Source organism: Bremerella cremea, from assembly GCF_039541315.1.
GTDB classification, from domain to species: domain Bacteria; phylum Planctomycetota; class Planctomycetia; order Pirellulales; family Pirellulaceae; genus Bremerella; species Bremerella cremea.
Genome location: NZ_BAABFZ010000003.1, coordinates 75,297 through 92,778 on the forward strand (window position 1 = coordinate 75,297; position 17,482 = coordinate 92,778).

Annotated in this window: 17 protein-coding genes; 7 read left to right on the plus strand and 10 right to left on the minus strand. The window is 56.9% G+C overall.

Translation table 11 applies throughout. The features are described from left to right. Window positions 1–87 precede the first annotated feature (87 nt). A complete protein-coding gene (queG, locus tag ABD890_RS02505) occupies window positions 88–1,215 on the plus strand; it encodes a tRNA epoxyqueuosine(34) reductase QueG (RefSeq protein ID WP_345085483.1) in 1,128 nt (375 codons plus the stop codon). Here the strand turns inward: queG and ABD890_RS02510 are convergent. From ABD890_RS02510 to ABD890_RS02545, 8 genes are all read right to left on the minus strand, one after another. Further along, a complete protein-coding gene (locus tag ABD890_RS02510; RefSeq protein ID WP_345085486.1) occupies window positions 1,196–2,248 on the minus strand; it encodes a tRNA dihydrouridine synthase in 1,053 nt (350 codons plus the stop codon). The two genes, queG and ABD890_RS02510, sit on opposite strands and share 20 nt — an antisense overlap. Before the next feature lie 342 nt (window positions 2,249–2,590). After that, the gene (gene zwf / locus ABD890_RS02515; RefSeq protein ID WP_345085489.1) at window positions 2,591–4,039 is read right to left on the minus strand and encodes a glucose-6-phosphate dehydrogenase; all 1,449 of its coding nucleotides are present in this window, start codon (window positions 4,037–4,039) and stop codon (window positions 2,591–2,593) included. 159 nt (window positions 4,040–4,198) lie between these two features. After that, complete coding sequence (locus tag ABD890_RS02520) at window positions 4,199–4,984, minus strand: SDR family oxidoreductase (protein ID WP_345085492.1); 786 nt, start codon at window positions 4,982–4,984, stop codon at window positions 4,199–4,201. Window positions 4,985–5,080: 96 nt separating this feature from the next. Beyond that, window positions 5,081–6,526, minus strand: coding sequence for a decarboxylating NADP(+)-dependent phosphogluconate dehydrogenase (gene gnd, locus ABD890_RS02525; RefSeq protein WP_345085495.1), 1,446 nt, complete (start codon window positions 6,524–6,526; stop codon window positions 5,081–5,083). Between the two features lie 149 nt (window positions 6,527–6,675). Next, window positions 6,676–7,545: an HAD family hydrolase gene (locus ABD890_RS02530; protein ID WP_345085498.1), complete on the minus strand. Its 870-nt coding sequence runs from the start codon at window positions 7,543–7,545 to the stop codon at window positions 6,676–6,678. 60 nt (window positions 7,546–7,605) lie between these two features. Next, the gene (locus ABD890_RS02535) at window positions 7,606–8,910 is read right to left on the minus strand and encodes a diphosphate--fructose-6-phosphate 1-phosphotransferase (protein WP_345085501.1); all 1,305 of its coding nucleotides are present in this window, start codon (window positions 8,908–8,910) and stop codon (window positions 7,606–7,608) included. Window positions 8,911–9,039: 129 nt separating this feature from the next. Then, window positions 9,040–10,146 (minus strand): calcium/sodium antiporter, encoded by a 1,107-nt coding sequence (locus ABD890_RS02540; RefSeq protein ID WP_345085504.1) that lies wholly within the window; start codon window positions 10,144–10,146, stop codon window positions 9,040–9,042. 115 nt (window positions 10,147–10,261) lie between these two features. Continuing rightward, the gene (locus ABD890_RS02545) at window positions 10,262–10,768 is read right to left on the minus strand and encodes a CBS domain-containing protein (RefSeq protein WP_345085507.1); all 507 of its coding nucleotides are present in this window, start codon (window positions 10,766–10,768) and stop codon (window positions 10,262–10,264) included. A gap of 277 nt (window positions 10,769–11,045) precedes the next feature. On the opposite strand from ABD890_RS02545, the gene ABD890_RS02550 reads away from it, so the two are divergent. Continuing rightward, window positions 11,046–11,321 (plus strand): hypothetical protein, encoded by a 276-nt coding sequence (locus tag ABD890_RS02550; RefSeq protein ID WP_345085510.1) that lies wholly within the window; start codon window positions 11,046–11,048, stop codon window positions 11,319–11,321. A 79-nt stretch (window positions 11,322–11,400) separates the two neighbouring features. Here ABD890_RS02550 and ABD890_RS02555 read toward each other — a convergent pair whose 3' ends face one another. Then, window positions 11,401–12,243 carry an enoyl-ACP reductase FabI gene (locus tag ABD890_RS02555; protein WP_345085512.1) on the minus strand — a complete coding sequence of 281 codons (843 nt, stop codon included), beginning with the start codon at window positions 12,241–12,243 and terminating at the stop codon, window positions 11,401–11,403. A 265-nt stretch (window positions 12,244–12,508) separates the two neighbouring features. On the opposite strand from ABD890_RS02555, the gene ABD890_RS02560 reads away from it, so the two are divergent. The 4 genes from ABD890_RS02560 (at window position 12,509) to ABD890_RS02575 (ending at window position 15,610) form a co-directional block, all read left to right on the plus strand. Then, window positions 12,509–13,234 carry an SDR family oxidoreductase gene (locus tag ABD890_RS02560; RefSeq protein WP_345085514.1) on the plus strand — a complete coding sequence of 242 codons (726 nt, stop codon included), beginning with the start codon at window positions 12,509–12,511 and terminating at the stop codon, window positions 13,232–13,234. Between the two features lie 327 nt (window positions 13,235–13,561). Beyond that, window positions 13,562–14,551: a DUF1559 family PulG-like putative transporter gene (locus ABD890_RS02565; RefSeq protein ID WP_345085517.1), complete on the plus strand. Its 990-nt coding sequence runs from the start codon at window positions 13,562–13,564 to the stop codon at window positions 14,549–14,551. Window positions 14,552–14,684: 133 nt separating this feature from the next. Further along, window positions 14,685–15,143 carry a hypothetical protein gene (locus tag ABD890_RS02570; RefSeq protein ID WP_345085520.1) on the plus strand — a complete coding sequence of 153 codons (459 nt, stop codon included), beginning with the start codon at window positions 14,685–14,687 and terminating at the stop codon, window positions 15,141–15,143. Between the two features lie 131 nt (window positions 15,144–15,274). After that, a complete protein-coding gene (locus ABD890_RS02575) occupies window positions 15,275–15,610 on the plus strand; it encodes a thioredoxin family protein (RefSeq protein WP_345085523.1) in 336 nt (111 codons plus the stop codon). Window positions 15,611–15,626: 16 nt separating this feature from the next. Here the strand turns inward: ABD890_RS02575 and ABD890_RS02580 are convergent, their stop codons facing one another. After that, window positions 15,627–15,986 carry a DUF4190 domain-containing protein gene (locus tag ABD890_RS02580; RefSeq protein ID WP_345085526.1) on the minus strand — a complete coding sequence of 120 codons (360 nt, stop codon included), beginning with the start codon at window positions 15,984–15,986 and terminating at the stop codon, window positions 15,627–15,629. A gap of 222 nt (window positions 15,987–16,208) precedes the next feature. On the opposite strand from ABD890_RS02580, the gene glyA reads away from it, so the two are divergent. Beyond that, complete coding sequence (glyA, locus tag ABD890_RS02585) at window positions 16,209–17,462, plus strand: serine hydroxymethyltransferase (protein WP_345085529.1); 1,254 nt, start codon at window positions 16,209–16,211, stop codon at window positions 17,460–17,462. The last annotated feature ends 20 nt before the right edge of the window (window positions 17,463–17,482 follow it).

The window sequence follows — 17,482 nt, forward strand, 5'->3', positions numbered from 1 at the left end:
GGTGATTCAATCCCTATGATCCCACCCTAATTACGCTTCCAAACGAACGCAAATTCATTTGCCGGTTTTGTACACGTGTCAGCTTCGATGGATGATTTAACCTCGTTGATCCGTCAGGAGGCCTACCAGATAGGCTTCTCCGCAGTGGGGGTCTGCCCAGCCGTAACGCCGACGGGGCTGCATCGATTTCACGAGTGGCTCGACGCAGGTTACGCGGGCGAAATGCAGTATCTGGAAGAACGCCGCGAAGCGTATTCCCACCCGAGCTACGTACTGGATGGGGCCCAAAGCATTGTCATGCTGGCCCTCAATTACAAAAGCGAAGCGATCCCACCACTGGCAGCCGGGCAGGGCAGGGTATCGCGGTATGCCTTTGGCGAACTTGACTACCACGACTGGATTCATGCCCGCCTCAAGCAGTTGAAACGGGCCATCGCCGAGTGGGTGCCCGAAGCCCAGGTTCGTGGCGTGGTCGATACGGCGCCCCTGTTGGAACGGGAGTTCGCGCAACAGGCAGGGCTTGGTTGGTTCGGCAAGAACACGATGCTGCTCAACAAGCAGCTTGGCAGTTTGTTCTTTCTCGCCGCGATCTTGATCGACCAGCCGCTGACCTACGACGAGCCATTCAACGCCAGTCACTGCGGTACCTGCACGGCCTGCCTCGATGCCTGTCCGACCGATGCATTCGTGGGGGCAGGACAACTCGATGCGACACGCTGCATCTCGTATCTAACGATCGAGCTTCGCGACGAAATCCCAGCAGAACTGCGACCAGGGATGCGCGACTGGGTGTTTGGCTGCGATGTCTGCCAGGACGTTTGCCCATGGAACAACAAGTCGCCGGTCTCGGCGCACGAAGCGTTCTTTCCGGCAAGCGATCGGGCACCGCTCGAACTGCGCAGCTTGTTCTCGATTTCCGAAGAACAGTTTCGCGAACGCTTTCGCAAAACGCCGCTGTGGCGAACGCGTCGCCGAGGTGTTTTACGAAACGCCGCGATCGTGCTCGGTAATCAGCCGCACGAAGACAATCTGCCCGCACTTCAGTTGGGACTAACCGACGAAGAATGGCTGGTCCGGGGAGCTTCCGCGTGGGCGTTAGGCCAGCACGACTTCCCCCAGGTTCCGCGAACGCTGAAGGAACGTTTACCCCACGAGCCGCACGACGATGTTCAGGCAGAACTCAAGCGTGCGATTGCTAACCTGCCGAGCAGTTGACCTGGCCGTTGTGAATTTCGGCCGAGAGATACTTCCCTGGCTGATCTTCGCTGTAGAACTCTTCGCGAAGGGCCAACCAGTCCGCCATCTCTCGAATGCGAACGAAGCGGGCTCTTAGCTCTTCCATCTGTGGATGCAGGAACGAGTACTTCACGCCGAACTTGCGGAAGTTGGTCATCGCCTTCGCTTCGCCATACAGTTCGACGACCAGTCGCAGATGCTCGTCGATGATCTCCAACTGCTCGAACGTGGTCGGTGGCAGCGGCAACGGTTCGCCGGCGGCAAGAGCCCGAGCTTGCTGGAAGATCCATGGATTGCCGATCGCCCCACGAGCGACCGTCACGCCATCGACGCCGGTCTGATTCATCATGTCGAAGCAGTCCTGAGCCGAGAACAAGTCGCCGCTTCCCAGGATGGTCTTATCGCCGACGTGCCGTTTGACTTCCGAGAGGAATTCCCAGCGGCTTGGCCCAATGTAGCGCTGCTGCACGGTGCGACCATGCACGGTGATCGCGTCGACGCCGATCTCGAAGGCCCCGTCCAGGATCTCGAAGAACTTGTCGCGGCTCTCTTGGGTGTCGTCGATCCCGCGACGCATTTTGACCGTCAGTGGCATATCCGAAGGAACGACATCGCGCGTGCGACGGACGATATCCAAGGCCACCTCTGGCTGGCTTAGATGGAAGCCGCCACGGCATCGCCCCAGCACCTTTTTGACCGGGCAGCCGAAGTTGATATCGATCACGTCGAACCCCGCCTCGACCAGACGTGCCGCACCGGCGGCAAACTGCTCGGGCTCGGCCCCCATCAATTGTCCACCTACGGGGTGCTCTTCATCAGCGATCGCCAGGAAGTGCTTGTTCTTTTTGCGATCGTTCAACTCGACGAGGAACTTGTCGAGCATCACCTCGCAAATCGTGTAGGGAGCCCCCATCCGGCGGGCAATAACCCGCATCGACATATCGCTGTAGCCTGAGAGAGCGGCCTGGACCAGCGGAAAATCGAGCTCTAAATTGCCAAGACATAGGGGCATGGATCAAGAAAACCTCAAATACGTTTAGTTCCAGCGCAGGTTGAACCCAGAATAACCACATCGGCTTGCGTGAAAAGTGCGACTTCCCACGGGAAATCATTTTTCCATCAAGCCAAGGCGGAAACGAACCGAGAATTTTTCCGAACTTAGCTTAAGTCCCGAATATGGGTGGTCGATAACTGCTCCTAGAAAGCTGTTTATCACTGATCAACAACCTTCAGATTCACTTTAATGATTCAGCCTGCATCGCTGGTTCCTGAGATCACCAGCGATGCTTAAGGGGTCGACCGGTTACCTGCCCCAACCGTTCGACCCCGTTTTTATTTCTTGGCCCGCCGGTGCTTAGTGCAGCACCGGGCAGACGTCGAACCACAGCCGGCCATGCTCGGCCATCCAGTCATTCGACTCGTTCGGCCCCCAATAACCGGTCTCGTAGGTGTGTAGGGTCGGTGGCTTCTCGGAACGCCACGTTTCGATGATCGGATCGATGATCCCCCACGCCAATTCGACTTCGTCGCTACGTGCGAACAAGCTGGCATCCCCTTGCAAGGCATCCAGCAGCAGACGCTGATAGGCGTCGGGCAGTTCGCCCTGGAACTCTTGCCGGAAACGGAAGGCGAGGGGAGTCATTCGCGTGACCATGCCTTCGTCAGGGACCTTGCTCTGAATCTGGAGCTGGATCCCTTCGGCAGGCTGAATCTGCATCACGAGGCGGCACGCGTCGAGGTGACACTTCTTTTTGTCGAACAGCGTGTGCGGAGCCTGGTTGTACTGGATGACGATCTGCGTCGTGCGGCACGACATACCTTTGCCGCTCCGCAGATAGAACGGCACGCCATTCCAACGCCAGTTGTCGACCCACAAACGCATCGCGGCGAAGGTCTCGGTCTGGCTGTCGGCCGGAACGCCTTCTTCTTTGCGATAGCCAGCATATTGGCCACGGACCGTCTCTTTGACGATCTCGTCGTGCGTCATGGGACGAATGGAGCGAAGGACCTTTACCTTTTCGTCGCGGACCATGTCGGCATCGAACTTCACCGGAGCTTCCATGGCGGTCACCATCAGAAGCTGCAGCAAGTGATTCTGGAACATGTCTCGCAGCACGCCCGCTTGATCGTAGTAGCCACCACGGCGTCCGACGACCACTTCTTCGGCCACGGTAATCTGGACGTGATCGATGTAGTTACGATTCCAGAGCGGCTCGAAGATCGAGTTGGCAAACCGCATCACCAACAGGTTCTGAACGGTTTCTTTGCCCAGGTAATGGTCGATACGGTAAACGGTGTCTTCCGGGAAAACACGGTTCACGTCTTTGTTCAACTGCTTGGCGGTGTTCAAGTCGTAGCCAAACGGCTTTTCCAGAACGATTCGCCGCGAGCCTTCTTCCTGGTTGGCCAGGCCCGATTCACCGAGGCAATCGATTGCCGAGATGTACAAGCGAGGTGCCGTCGACAGGTAATAGACGCGTTCAGCTGGGCCGCCTTCAACTTCTTCCAGGAACGATTTCAGTCCCTTCAGATCTTCCAGCTTGGTCAAGTCGCCCGGGTGATAGTAGACATTGGCGGCAAACTTGGCCCATGTCTCTTCGTCGAACTTGTTGTCGGTGAACTTGGCGGTCGTTTCTTTCAAATCGGCCCGCCACGCATCGTGCGAGAACTCGGTGCGAGACATCCCGACAATCCGGGTGTTCTCAGGCAGCCGTCCCTTGCGGGAGAGCAAATAGAGGGCGGGAATCAGCTTCCGGCTGGTCAAGTCGCCAGAGGCACCGAAGATGACAATCGTGTGAGACATTGGCTTTTCCTGCTTCCTAGCGCAGCGCATTGAGGTTTTCGCAGCGAGTCTGAACGTGCGCGTTCACTTCCTCACTAGCCAACCTAACGGCAAAGACTCTGACGGCCAATTATGCCTGCGCAAAAAAGTTGGGAGAACTCCCCCCGAAGCAGCGGAGGCTTAAAATCGCATGGCCGTGAAACCACCGTCGACGTAAACCGTCGCTCCGGTAATAAAGCTGCCCGCAGCACGGGACAACAAAAGAATGGATGCCCCAACCAACTCTCCCGGTTCACCGAACCGGGCCATCGGCGTTTGACCGATGATGTTATCGACTCGCTCTTTGTCCAGAATCTTGCGATTCTGCTCGGCCGGAAAGAATCCGGGGCACAGGACATTGAAGCGAACACCCTTGGTGGCATATTCCCGAGCCAGGTTCTTGGTCAGGTTCAACACAGCCGCCTTCGAGGCGGAATAGGCGAACACGCGGGAAAGAGGCAGATGAGCGGTCACGCTGCCGATATTCAGCACCGCACCACCTTCTTCGCGCGAAGCAAAGTAAGGTGCAAAGACCTGGCAAGCCAAATGGGTACCGGTCAGGTTGGTATCCATCACCCGCTGCCAGTCGTCGTCGCTGATCTCTTCGTAAGGAACCGACGAGTTCACGCCGGCACAGTTGACCAGCATGTCGATCCGGCCGAACTTTTCGAGACACTGGTCACGAAGTTCGGCGAGCGATTCTCGCGAGAGGGTATCGGCCGAGATGAACTCTGCCTTGCCGCCGGCTGCCTGGATCCGTTCGGCGCGGCTTTCGCCCCGTTCCGGATTCAAACCACTGACAACAACCGTAGCTCCGGCCAGGGCCAAACCTTCTGCAATTGACCCACCCAGAACACCAGAAGCACCGATAACGATGGCAACTTGCCCATCGAGCCCGAACAGTTTGGTTAAGTAATCAGCGGCCATTCGGCGATCGATCTTCCAGAGAGCACCCTCGGGCCAGGCTGGCCCAAGGGTTTGTGGCAGGGTGGGTGAGGTATCAGACGCAGAGAGCGTAAAGGACTAAGCCTTTGGCTCGCGGCGACGGTGCAGCCATTCGGCGTGGAAAGTACCTTCCTTGTCGGTCCGTTGGAAGGTGTGAGCACCAAAGTAGTCGCGTTGGGCCTGTAGCAGATTCGCGGGCAGGCGATCGTTGCGGTAACCATCGTAGTAAGCCAAAGCACCGGCGAACGCTGGCGTTGGGATACCGAGTTCGATGGCCGTCTTGACCACTTCTCGCCATCCGGCCTGGCCCTTGGTGACCGCTTCGGTGAAGTACGGATCCAACAGCAGGTTTTCCAGGTTGGCATCCTTGTCGAATGCTTCCTTGATGCGATCGAGGAACTGGGCACGAATGATACAGCCACCACGCCACAACAGGGCACAATCGCCGTAGTTCAGGTCCCAATCGTGTTCGGCCGAAGCGGCTTGCAACTGAACAAAGCCCTGAGCGTAGCTGCACAGCTTCGAGGCGTACAATGCTTCGCGAACCTGTTCGATGAACTTGGCACGTTCGGTCGTGGTCTTGCCGCTTGGGCCGGTCAGAACCTTGCTGGCACGAACGCGAGCGTCCTTGGCAGCCGACAAAGCACGAGCGTAAACAGCGGTGGTCACCAGGGTGCTTGGCACACCCAGGTCCAGAGCCAACTGGCTCATCCACTTGCCGGTACCCTTGGCACCGGCGACGTCCAGGATCTTATCGACCAGGTAGCCATCCCCTTCGTCATCTTTCACGCTGAAGATGTCGCGGGTGATTTCGATCAGGTAGCTCTGCAGGTCGCCGCTGTTCCACTGATCGAACACGTCGTACAGTTCGTCGTTGGTCAGCCCCAGACCGTGCTTCAGCAGGAAGTAGGCTTCGCAGATCAACTGCATGTCGCCGTATTCGATGCCGTTGTGAACCATCTTCACGTAGTGACCGGCACCGCGTGGACCGACCCATTCGCAGCATGGGATGTCGTTATTGGGACCAACCTTGGCCGAGATGGCCTGGAAGATTTCCTTGATGTATGGCCAGGCTTCCTTGCTACCGCCGGGCATCAGACTGGGGCCCTTCAAGGCACCTTCTTCACCGCCGGAAACGCCCGAGCCAACGAACAGCAGGCCCTTTTCTTCGACGTACTTGGTACGACGTTCGGTGTCGGCGTAGTGGGTGTTACCACCGTCGATGATGATGTCGCCTGGTTCCATCAGCGGAAGCAGGTCTTCGATCACGGCGTCGACAGCTGGACCAGCCTTGATCAGCAGCATGACCTTGCGAGGACGCTTGAGCGACTTGACCAGTGTCTTCAGGTCGTGGCAGCCAATGAACTGCTTGCCAGCGGCACGCCCTTGAATGAACTCGTCGGTCTTCTCGGTGGTTCGATTGTAGACGGCCACTTTGTAGCCGCGGCTTTCGACGTTCAGGGCCAGGTTTTCGCCCATCACGGCGAGACCGATCAAACCAAAATCGCAGGAAGCATCGGACATGATGTTTCGTTCCTCTCGAGAATTAACGGGTCAGTTGTGTATTCGCGGGTCGTGTTTCGTAGGCAGTCGACTCGAAACCGTTCGTCCCCTCGGCCTCGATCGCGAGGGGCTCGCTTGAAATGGAGCGCTGACCGAAGTCAGCAGGCAACCTAACCAACGACAGGCCAGCTTGGCTTTTCGGGCAGGTAGCGGTCGAATTCTTCCAGCAATGCCTTCTGGTAATCGCCGGCGAATTCGAGGTTCAGGAACTTGTCGATTCCTTCGTCGTAGAATCGCTTCCAGCTGTTTTCTTCGTCGCCTGGATTGATCGGGTAGAAGAGGCAATCGTTGGCCACGGCTGCCTTGTAGTCGCCAGGAGCATCGCCAATCATCAGGGTCTGATTTGGCTTGTACTTGGTGGCGTTGGTCAGCGTTTCCTTCTTGTTGCCCGCTTCCTGACCGCAGATCTCGGTCACGAACTTGCGGATGTCGTGCTCTTCCCATTCATCGTTCAGAGCATCATTTGGAGTCGCCGAAACGACCAGCATGTCGGCCTTGCCGGTCAGCTTTTCCAGGCACTTGCGAACCGAAGGGAAAGGAGCCACGCCACGGACCATGCCGGCAACCGTTTCGTTGACCGCCTTCGACCACTTCAAGCAGTGAGCCAGATCGGCGTCGCCCGATTCAGCAACCTTGGCTTCCAGGGCTGGATTGCCAAGCTTGGTTTCTTCGGCGATCCACTTGGTCAGCGATGGAGGAATGGTGATCTTGGCACCACGTTCGATCACTTCCGGACGCTTCTGCAACCATTCGAGCGCTTCGACCAGGGCTGGAAAACGGTTGATGCCGCGGCTCTTCGAGTACAGGTTCACAAACTCGGCGGCTTCGCGGGCATACTTGCTGACGCCCTGCAACTCGTAGTAGTTGATGATGTTCGGGATGAAGCATTCTTTGTGCTTCAGTTCCATCGTGTCGAACACGCACCCATCCGAGTCGATACCGACGAGAAATTCGTTCTTCGGTTCAATCTGGTAGACCATGTTGTTGGATCTCGCTCTTAAATTGATTCGTTGCTGGCTGAGAGGAACGCGCGGCGTCGGTTACTTCTTCGGAGCTTCCTGACGGTCGGCCTGGGGCACGTAAGCCGGCAGTTTCTGCTCGGCGAACATTGGCTCCAAACGGGTCATGCGCTGACGACCGTCGATCATCGGCAAGCTAACCATACCTTCGCCCAGCAGCGGCTTGGCGTACTTCACAAACTCGTCGGTGACGTCGTAGCCATTGGCCGTAATCCATTCCTTCGGGAAGGTACGTTCGCTGTTGGCGACTTCCGACAGAGGAGCCTTGTCGTAGCGAACGCTGTAGACATCCCCTTCGTTACGAAGGATAGTCGACATGTAGCCCGACTGACCGGTCGAGGCCAATACAGCGGCCATTTCGCCGGCGTGATAGGCTTCGTCCAAGTCGACCGACGAGGCGTAGGCCATCGCGTGACGCTGATCGGTACCGCTCACATTGCAGCGAGCCGCACCCTTCACGGCGAGACCATTTTCGTTGAGGTAGTTCGTGACGATCTGAGCCACGGTGATGCTACTGGCGCTGAAGCTGGTGTGACCGAACGAGTCTTTACGGGCACCAATATCGCCGACGTCGAAGCCTTCGCTGAGGACCACGATGCAGCGGCCATCTTCGCGAAGCTGCTTATTGACGTTTTCGTGCAGCTCTTCCAGCGAGCAAGGCGATTCGGCCATGTAGATCTGAAGCGGCATTTCACGCTTCGGGTCTGCCAGACGGGCAGCAGCCGGAATGTAGCCGATCTTGCGTCCCATGGCCTGCATGACCAGAACGGGGTCGGCTGGGCAGCTACCGCGATTTTCTTCGTTGGCGTACTGGATCATGTGCATCCAGTACTTGGCGGTCGAAGCATAACCAGGCGTATGGTCGATCAGCTTGAATTCGCTGTCGCCGACGTCGTTATCGATCGTCTTAGGACCACCGATGCCGACCAGATCGAGGCCGCGATCCTGGGCCATCTTGGCGATCTTGTTGGCGGTGTCCATCGAGTCGTTGCCGCCGATGTAGACGAAGTACCCAATGTTGTGGGCCTTGAACACTTCAATGCAGCGATCGAAGTCTTCGTTCTGCCAGTCCTTAAGCTTATAGCGACAGGTACCGATCGAACCGGCAGCTGGCGTGTATCGCAGCAGCGAGATCTCTTCGGCAGGCTGATCGGTCAGATTGATCAGTTCTTCTTTCAGAACCCCTTCAATCCCGTGATGAGCACCGTACACCGTACCAATGTTGTCGGTCTGCAGGGCCGCTTCAACCAGGCCGCGAAGTGTGTTGTTAATTACCGGACTGGGGCCACCGCTTTGGGCAACAATCAAGTTCTTCTTGGTGCTCATGCTTTCCACCGAAACCGTATGGGAGACCGACAGTCCCTTCCTACTACCAGGTCGGGACGGCAAGTTAGGGTAAACCGCGGATTTTACTAGACGTTAGTCCCAGCGGCAATGAGGCACCATCCGGCAGAACTAGCCACTTACACCTTCATTTTGTGGCAATTCAGGCTCGGCAGGGCGAGTCAGCACGACCGAAGCCAGTAGCACGACCACCGTCAGCGGGATCAGCCCCCATACCGCCACCAGTCCGAACCCATAAGCCAACGTCGGATTCGTCGCCTTCAATACTAGGTAGGTGGTGTAAAGAACGTACCAACCCAAAAAGATTCCTCCTTCCCATCGGTCGATACGACGGGCCGTGAAGAAGATTGGTAAACAGAGCAAACTCGCCCCGATCATGATGGGCATATCCTGCCAGATAGCTGATGAAGCAACCGGCACCCCGTCAGGCATAATGACCGAAGTCAGCCCCAGAACGCACATCAGGTTGAAAAGATTGCTGCCGACCACGTTTCCGACAGCGATATCACGCTCGCCTTTCAGCGAGGCCATCACCGAGGCGACCACCTCTGGAAGCGAGGTGCCTGCTGCCACGATGGTCAGGCCGATCAACAGTTCGCTCATCCCAAGCTGCCGGGCAATCATCACCGCACCATCGACCAGCCACTTCGATCCGAAGGCCAGCCCGACCAGCCCCAGGGCGATCCAAACCAACTGCAAGATCGTTCCGGCAGTCGACGAAGGGGCCTTAGCGAACTCGTCGGCAAACTCTTCCTTAATCGCTTTCGATTCACGCCGGCTTTGGACCACCGACCAGACGATGTAGACCGCCAGCCCGGCAAATAGCAGCCCTCCTTCGATCCGACCAATATTGCCATTGAGCCCCATTACCCAGACCAGGATCGAAACGCCGATCATGAAAGGGAGCTCGAGGCGGATCAATTGCGAGTTCACCGCGAGAGGTGCCACCAGGGCAGAAAGCCCGAGAATTAGCAAGATATTGAAGATGTTGCTGCCGATCACATTGCCCACGGCAATGTCGGCATTGCCAGCGAAACCAGCCTTTAAAGAGACGGCCAGTTCCGGGGCGCTGGTGCCGAAGGCAACCACGGTCAATCCGATGACTAGCGGAGAAACGCCGATCAACGAAGCCAGTTGCGAGGCTCCGCGAACCAGTAGTTCGCCCCCAATGACCAATGCCACCAGACCAATCAAAATCAAACCGGCCGCGACCAACATAAGGCTCTTTCATCCAGTGAATGGGGGAAGGAGCCGTCATTATGGTAATTCCACGCAGCCGTCGAATAGTGGTCACTCGGCGACCTGCGTGGAATGCGCTGGCTCCGATCGAAGCTTATTCGACCGGATTGTCGTTTAATTCAACGAGGGCGCTGAAATACATCACAAATTTGCCATTCCGTCGATCTGGCTTATCGATCATTTGAATGGCGGCGTTCAGTAGATCACGTCGGCTGACCTGGCCAATCAACTTGGTCCCCTCTAAGACCGGCAATCGCCGGTAAGGGGTCGACAAGAAGATCTGAGCACACGTAAGCCAATCGGTATCGGCGGTGATCAACCGAGCGATGTCGGTGTTCATGAAGGCACTAACGCGATTGGAAGGTAGCTGCGAGTAAGCGGCGTCGAGCAGGAATCGCATGGAAGTCTTTTCCGAAAAGATCCCCAGGAAATTCCCTTCGCTGTCGACCACAGGAGCACCAGAGATCCGGTACTGAAGCAGCTTACGTACGGCAGCCAAGGCATCTTCGTCCGGGCTCAGCGTGACGAGCTTGGTAGCCATAATCTGACGTGCCGTGAGGGCTGGAGCCGTCGGCACGGTCGTCGAAGTCGGTATCGACATACGAAATCCTCCTGCGAGAAGTGGGGTAAAGAACCACGCAGTTTGTTAAGACAAGACCTTCATTTTACGGAATTGCCAAGCGTTTTTTTCACGAATTCCAACTTTATCTAACAAAAAGGGGCCTCCCCCTAACGGTGCAACTGCTATGCCTTTTATGGAAATACCTCGTGAAATCGGCTTCAGATTGACGAAACTCAGGGCAAGCGATACTCTGAAATCAGGGGCATTTCTCTAGGAAAATGGCCCTGATCCAACGCGTAAACTCGGAGAGTTGTTGATGTTCCGCCCCGGCGATGTGGTCGTCTATACGAAGACCAAACACACGACCAGCCCTGGTCCCAGGGCCCACGATGTCGAACCGGAATCGCGGGGGGAATACTACACCTACGCCGTAGATAAATACTGGCTGGTGACCGGAGTCGATGCGGAAGGCATCCACTGCCGAACGCGACGAGGCAAGACGCATCTGATCGCTCCGGACGATCCTCGATTGCGGCCGGCGAACTTGTGGGAGAAGTTGTTCCTGCGAAGTCGCTTTCCTTCCCCCGCCTGATCAAAAATTGACCATAAAAAAACGCCGCGAGATCTCGCGGCGTCCTTCGTTTCGAATCGGCTGGTCGAAGGGGAGGGGGCTATTTCCCTTCTGCTTCCTTCTTCAGTTTCATGTACTCGCCCGCCATACGGCCTGGGCTGCCCATGATATTGTAACCAGCATCGACGTGCAGGATTTCGCCGGTGATACCGCTGGCCATGTCCGACAGAAGGAATGCACCCGAGTTGCTCACTTCTTCCATCGAGATGTTACGGTTGAGCGGCGAAACGGCAGCGTACAGGTCTTCCATTTCCTTCGAGCCGACGGCACTGGCGGCCAGCGTCTTCAAAGGACCGGCACTGATCGCGTTAACGCGAACACTGTAGGCACCCATGTCAAACGACAGGTACTTCACGATGCTATCCAAAGCTGCCTTGCAGACACCCATCATGTTGTAGCCGGGCACGGCTTTTTCGCCACCGAAGTAGGTCATCGCACAAACCGAAGCCCCTTCGTTAAACAGGGGGCGAGCGGCGTTGGTCAGGGCAATCAGGCTGTAAGCGCTGATGTCCATGGCCAGCTTGAAACCATCGCGGCTGCACTGAACCGTTGGCACGCGGATGTCTTCGATCGTGGCGAAAGCAACCGAATGCAACAGGAAGTCGATCTTGCCCAGTTCGCTTTCGGTGGTCTTCATCACTTCGGCGATGTTTTCGTCCGACTGAACGTCGAGCGGGACCAGGAACTTGGCGTTGTCGTAATCGTCCGTCAGCTTCGAAACGCGACGGCGATTCTTCTGGCGTTCGTCTTCTGGTTTATCGGGCAGATGGGTGAAGCCACATTCACCACCTTCTTCCATGATCTTCTGCGCGATTCCCCATGCGATCGATCGATCGTTCGCGACGCCGACGATCAGGCCCTTCTTACCAGTGAATAGTCCCATTGCTCTTAACCCTGGGGGAAATAAGTCTTGGTCGAATTGATGACGTTCACACAACCGATTTTCTAACGATTGCGCAGCGTTTAGGATAACGGCAAACTGCCAGCCGCAAAAGGCGACCCCTCCGGCCCCATCCGACGGGTCTTTGTCCACAAAATGGACCTTCGTGCGTCTGGCCCCGTAGGAAACGGGTCGATTTCACCCATGCTTCGGCCCTCAAGTCCCCGTTTCGCATCCCTGGAAGTCAAATATTGGAAGGCGGTCGCTGATGTCGTTAGAAGGTAAAGTTGCCCTGGTTGTTGGTGGTGGAAGTGGTATCGGCAAGGCTATTGCCCTGGCTCTCGCCGCCGATGGGGCCCAGGTCGCCATCGCTGGCCGTCGCTTCGACGTGCTGGAACAAGTCGCTGGCGAAAGCGAAGCGGAAATCCATTGCCACAGCGTCGACGTCGCCGATCGAGCCAGCGTGAACGGTCTGTTCGACTTCGTCACCAAGACGCTCGGCCCAGTCGATATCCTGGTAAACGCCGCTGGCGTGAATATCAAAACCCGCAGCATGGCCGAGATGACGCCAGAGCAGTGGGACCAGGTCATGCAGATCAACGCCACCGGCGGCTACAACCTGATGTACGCAGCTTTGCCATCGATGCGTGAAAAGAAGGATGGCCTGATCATCAACATCTCGTCGATCTCGGGCAAGCGAGCTTACGCCCTCGGCGGCATCGCTTACTGTGCATCGAAGTTCGCCATGACCGCCCTCGGCACCGCAGCCGGCAACGAAGTCGCCGTTGATGGCGTTCGTATCACGAACATCTACCCAGGTGAAGTGGATACGCCAATCCTCGCTCAGCGTCCAAACCCAGTTACCGAAGAGCACCGAGCCCGCATGCTGCAGCCGGAAGACTTCAGCGAAGTGGTCCTGGCGATCTGTCACCTGCCGCCACGAGCGCACGTCGCGGAACTGATCATCAAGCCAACGAAGCAGGAATACACCTAATTCCCGACTTCGATCGCGGTGAAATCTCCGCCGTGGCTTTCTTGAATGTGCCTCGCCACGGCGGTTACGCTTCGTCCTTCGCCCCCCACCTGCCAAGGGGCTTTATCTGGGCCATTAGACTATCTGAACCTCATTTCTGCGGTGATTACGGTCCCCTGAAAGTCTAATTGCGTAAACGATTAAGAAACTTGCGCTTTTAGTCATTTCGAACCAACAAGGCGTTATCTAGAGTAAGGCTACCCCCACAAACCCAACGAAAAAAAGACATCTCCATCGTGCGCAGGAATCGTCTGTTTTCATCCGATCCGGTTATACGATGGAGTTGTCATGTCACCTCGTTCCAATCACACCCGAGGCTTCACGCTGGTAGAGCTACTCGTGGTGATCGCCATCATTGGTGTTTTGATCGCCTTATTGTTGCCGGCTGTGCAACAGGCTCGTGAAGCCGCCCGCCGAATGCAGTGCACCAACAATCTGAAGCAGATTGGTCTCGCGATGCACACCTATCACGACAGCCGCGGCTGCTTGCCGATGGCCTTCTCGCGATCTCCCTCGAACTCTGGCACAGCTTTGTCTGGACCTGGCTGGTCGTGGGCAGCGATGATTCTGCCACAGATCGAACAGAACAACGTGTTTGAAGGCCTGCGAATGAACGAACAACACTGCTCGGACGATCCTGACATCGTGCTGTACTCGCAGACCTTCATCTCTGCTTACCGCTGCCCGAGTGCCCCCGGCGGTAACTTGAACGAATCGATCCCGAGTTCATCGACCGCACCTGCTCACGCGATAAACACCTATAAAGCGGTCTTCGGCGAACGCAACATGCAGATCACCTACGGCGACGACGCTTGCTCAGGCATCGTCGCCGGCAGTTGCCCACATGCCAACAACGGCATGTTCGGCGCGAACAGTAACGTCAAGTTTCGTGACGCGACCGATGGCCTTTCCAACACGGCAATGGTAGGCGAAACGGCGTACGGTCCGAACGGAACCAAAGACGATGACACCGGAGATTTCATGGACTACAACGGCAGCGTCTGGGTTGGTCAGACCCGCAACGGTGCTTCGACCTCCGGTTCGCCAACAGCCTACAACCTGATGTCGACGCTGCGTGGCCAGGAACGCAGCGGCATCGCTAATGATCTCTACCTGATCAATGGCCAGAGCATCTACAGCTTCAGCTCGCACCATGTCGGCGGTGCGATGTTTGTCTATGGCGACGGTAGCGTGCGGATGATTCCAGAAACGATCGACCGGGCCGTGCTGGGCAACATTGGCCAGCGTGACGATGGTCAGGTCATTCCTGAGTATTAATCGCCGATCTTTCCTTGCGAAGCGATCGCCTGCCGAGGCTTCTGGCAGGCGGTCGGCCTTGGTTCACGCCGAGTTCACAATCTTCACCACGTGCTGATTTAGTTCCGTTCCAACACGAGGCGTAAGAAACGTCATGATTCGATCCAGCCTGTTGACCCTTATCGTTATTGCAACGAGTTGCTCGCTCGGCTGCGGCGGCTATACCTTAAAGACCGTGAACGTGAATGGCGTCGTGCGGATGGAAGGCAAACCGGTTCCGTTCGTGGAAGTCGCCTTCGAATCGGAGACGCATCCCAATGCGTTCGGCATCACCGACGAGAATGGCTACTACGAACTGGGCACGCGTCGCTATGGTTTGGGCGCGGTCCCGGGCACTTACATGCTGAAGATTCATCCGGTGCCCGCCAACGCCAACAACGGAAAGGGAACGATCACCGAGATTCCCGAGGTCTACAGCCGCTCGGGCTACAAGTCAGTCACCATCGATCCCACTCAACCGACATCGGTGATCGATGTCGACATCTCGAGCAACCCGCCCAAGAGCAAACCCAAGTCGATCGATTCGGCAGAAACGCAAATCGGTGCCGAATAACGGCATCGTTGGTTTGGGGGGCGAACACCCGACGCGCCTCCCGCGAAATCGGAAGCCTCGGTATCGAATATGCTACACTGACCATGGACTATCCATGGTTTCCGCCCAGCTTTGATATCGAGTTTCGCCCCATGCCTTTTGACTATGAATACCGGGAAGTTGTTCCGACGCGGCAAGAGATCGACCAATCACAAGGACGCCTGGTGATCGAGTTCGGCCAGAACTGGTGCGAGCATTGTCAGAACCTTTCTCCTACCATCCAGGCCCTGCTGACCGAATACCCAGAGATCGACCATATTCGGGTCGCCGACGGTCGCGGAAAACGCCTGGGGAGGACCTTCCGCGTCAAGCTCTGGCCAACGTTTGTATTTCTGCTCGATGGCGAGTTGGTCGCTCAGTTGGTACGCCCGACCGAAGAGCAAGCCAAGCAAGGCTTCGTGGACTATCTGGAAGAACCGATCGACTAACCAGTTCCCGCAGGCTCTATCGCACAGCCCCGCCGACCAAGCCAACCACCATCAGGCTGATGCATGATAAGTTGGCCAAGGTCGCCAAAAACCCGAGCACGATTCCGATCCATGCATGGACGGAGCCTTTGATCGCCGGGTTTCTCTTGCGGGCTCGCAGCCCCATGATTCCCAGAACGAACGCCGGAATCGACGCGAAGATCCCAATCACCGGGAACATCCCGATAATCCCCAGGTAATACGCCGCCAAGGCGGATGGATTCTTGTAGGGAATCAGCCCACCGGTGGCATCGCCCGAGGTATCCAATGGCGCCCGATCCGCAGGGATCAGCGGGGCATCTGGCCGGGGAGCTTCAAACGGGTTGGGCTGGCTCATCGTCGATGTTTCCTGGGTCGCAATGCCACGGCACCGAAATGATGCGGGGGGCAGGGGAGTAATTCTCCGCTATTTGCCCGCAAATTGCGATATCTGTACGCCTTAAATCTGGGGGCATCTGTGCCCGTTGACGAACCCCACACGCTTTCCGACAATTCAATATTCTTTCCGGGGCATTGGTTCGCTCTGGGGTCCCCACATGGTTACAACCACGACGTTGGCATGAACTTAATCAAGCAAAACGATCCCGAAATTTGGGCAGCCATCGAGGCGGAACAGGTTCGTCAGGCAGACGGCCTGGAAATGATTGCCTCGGAAAACTACACCAGCGCGGCCATTCAACAGGCCGTCGGCAGCGTGCTGACCAACAAGTACGCCGAAGGTTACCCTGGCCGTCGCTACTATGGCGGCTGCGAACATGTCGACGTGATCGAACAAGTGGCGATCGACCGAGCCAAGCAACTGTTTGGTGCCGAGCATGCCAACGTTCAGCCCCACGCTGGCTCGCAAGCCAACTTCGCGGTCTACCTGACGGCTGTCGAACCAGGCGACACGATCCTGGGGCTCGACCTGGCCCACGGTGGTCACTTGACCCACGGCATGAAGCTGAACGTCAGCGGTATCCTTTACAACTTCATCAGCTACGGCGTCGATCGCGAAACCCATCGCCTCGACTTCGATGCGATCGCCAAGCTGGCCAAAGAACACAAGCCAAAGCTGATCGTCGCTGGTGCCTCCGCTTACCCGCGTGAAATCCCTCACGAAAAGTTCGCCGAAATCGCCAACGACGTCGGTGCCAAGCTGTTCGTCGATATGGCTCACTACGCTGGTCTGGTTGCCGGTGGCATCCACAACAGCCCGGTTCCTTACGCCGACTACGTGACGACGACCTGTCACAAGACGCTGCGTGGTCCTCGCTCGGGTCTGATCCTGTGCAAGGAAGAGAACGCGAAGATGATCAATCGCAACGTCTTCCCTGGGACCCAGGGCGGTCCGTTGATGCACGTGATCGCAGGCAAGGCAATCTGCTTCCACGAAGCTTTGCAGCCAGAGTTCAAGCAATACGCTCAGCAGGTCGTCGACAACGCCAAGACCTTGGCCGACACCCTGATGTCAGGCGGCTTGAAGCTTGTCTCAGGCGGCACCGAAAACCACTTGATGCTGGTCGACGTGACCGCGGTCGGCACGACTGGCACACCAGCCGAAAACGCCCTGGGCGCTTGCGGCATCACGGTTAACAAGAACATGATCCCGTTCGACGAACGCAAGCCAATGGACCCAAGCGGTATCCGTATTGGTACACCAGCGTTGACGACTCGCGGCATGAAGACCGAAGAAATGAAGAAGATCGGCGGCTGGATCCTCGAAGCCCTGAAGGCTCCGGAAGACGCTGCCGTTCATGCCCGCATCCGCGGCGAAGTTGCTTCGATGTGCGAAACGTTCCCCGTTCCGGGCCAGCCGGTCGAACTGCACTAAGCAAAACGCCAACGCGACAA

Bases quoted from the DNA above. Each gene is read 5' to 3' on its own strand.
- ABD890_RS02545 (WP_345085507.1), bottom strand. From the start codon at position 10,768: ATGTCGATACCGACTTCGACGACCGTGCCGACGGCTCCAGCCCTCACG.
- ABD890_RS02535 (WP_345085501.1), bottom strand. From the start codon at position 8,910: ATGAGCACCAAGAAGAACTTGATTGTTGCCCAAAGCGGTGGCCCCAGT.
- zwf (WP_345085489.1), bottom strand. From the start codon at position 4,039: ATGTCTCACACGATTGTCATCTTCGGTGCCTCTGGCGACTTGACCAGC.
- ABD890_RS02510 (WP_345085486.1), bottom strand. From the start codon at position 2,248: ATGCCCCTATGTCTTGGCAATTTAGAGCTCGATTTTCCGCTGGTCCAG.
- queG (WP_345085483.1), top strand. From the start codon at position 88: ATGGATGATTTAACCTCGTTGATCCGTCAGGAGGCCTACCAGATAGGC.
- gnd (WP_345085495.1), bottom strand. From the start codon at position 6,526: ATGTCCGATGCTTCCTGCGATTTTGGTTTGATCGGTCTCGCCGTGATG.
- glyA (WP_345085529.1), top strand. From the start codon at position 16,209: ATGAACTTAATCAAGCAAAACGATCCCGAAATTTGGGCAGCCATCGAG.
- ABD890_RS02570 (WP_345085520.1), top strand. From the start codon at position 14,685: ATGATTCGATCCAGCCTGTTGACCCTTATCGTTATTGCAACGAGTTGC.
- ABD890_RS02530 (WP_345085498.1), bottom strand. From the start codon at position 7,545: ATGGTCTACCAGATTGAACCGAAGAACGAATTTCTCGTCGGTATCGAC.
- ABD890_RS02565 (WP_345085517.1), top strand. From the start codon at position 13,562: ATGTCACCTCGTTCCAATCACACCCGAGGCTTCACGCTGGTAGAGCTA.
- ABD890_RS02575 (WP_345085523.1), top strand. From the start codon at position 15,275: ATGCCTTTTGACTATGAATACCGGGAAGTTGTTCCGACGCGGCAAGAG.
- ABD890_RS02550 (WP_345085510.1), top strand. From the start codon at position 11,046: ATGTTCCGCCCCGGCGATGTGGTCGTCTATACGAAGACCAAACACACG.
- ABD890_RS02560 (WP_345085514.1), top strand. From the start codon at position 12,509: ATGTCGTTAGAAGGTAAAGTTGCCCTGGTTGTTGGTGGTGGAAGTGGT.
- ABD890_RS02520 (WP_345085492.1), bottom strand. From the start codon at position 4,984: ATGGCCGCTGATTACTTAACCAAACTGTTCGGGCTCGATGGGCAAGTT.
- ABD890_RS02580 (WP_345085526.1), bottom strand. From the start codon at position 15,986: ATGAGCCAGCCCAACCCGTTTGAAGCTCCCCGGCCAGATGCCCCGCTG.
- ABD890_RS02540 (WP_345085504.1), bottom strand. From the start codon at position 10,146: ATGTTGGTCGCGGCCGGTTTGATTTTGATTGGTCTGGTGGCATTGGTC.
- ABD890_RS02555 (WP_345085512.1), bottom strand. From the start codon at position 12,243: ATGGGACTATTCACTGGTAAGAAGGGCCTGATCGTCGGCGTCGCGAAC.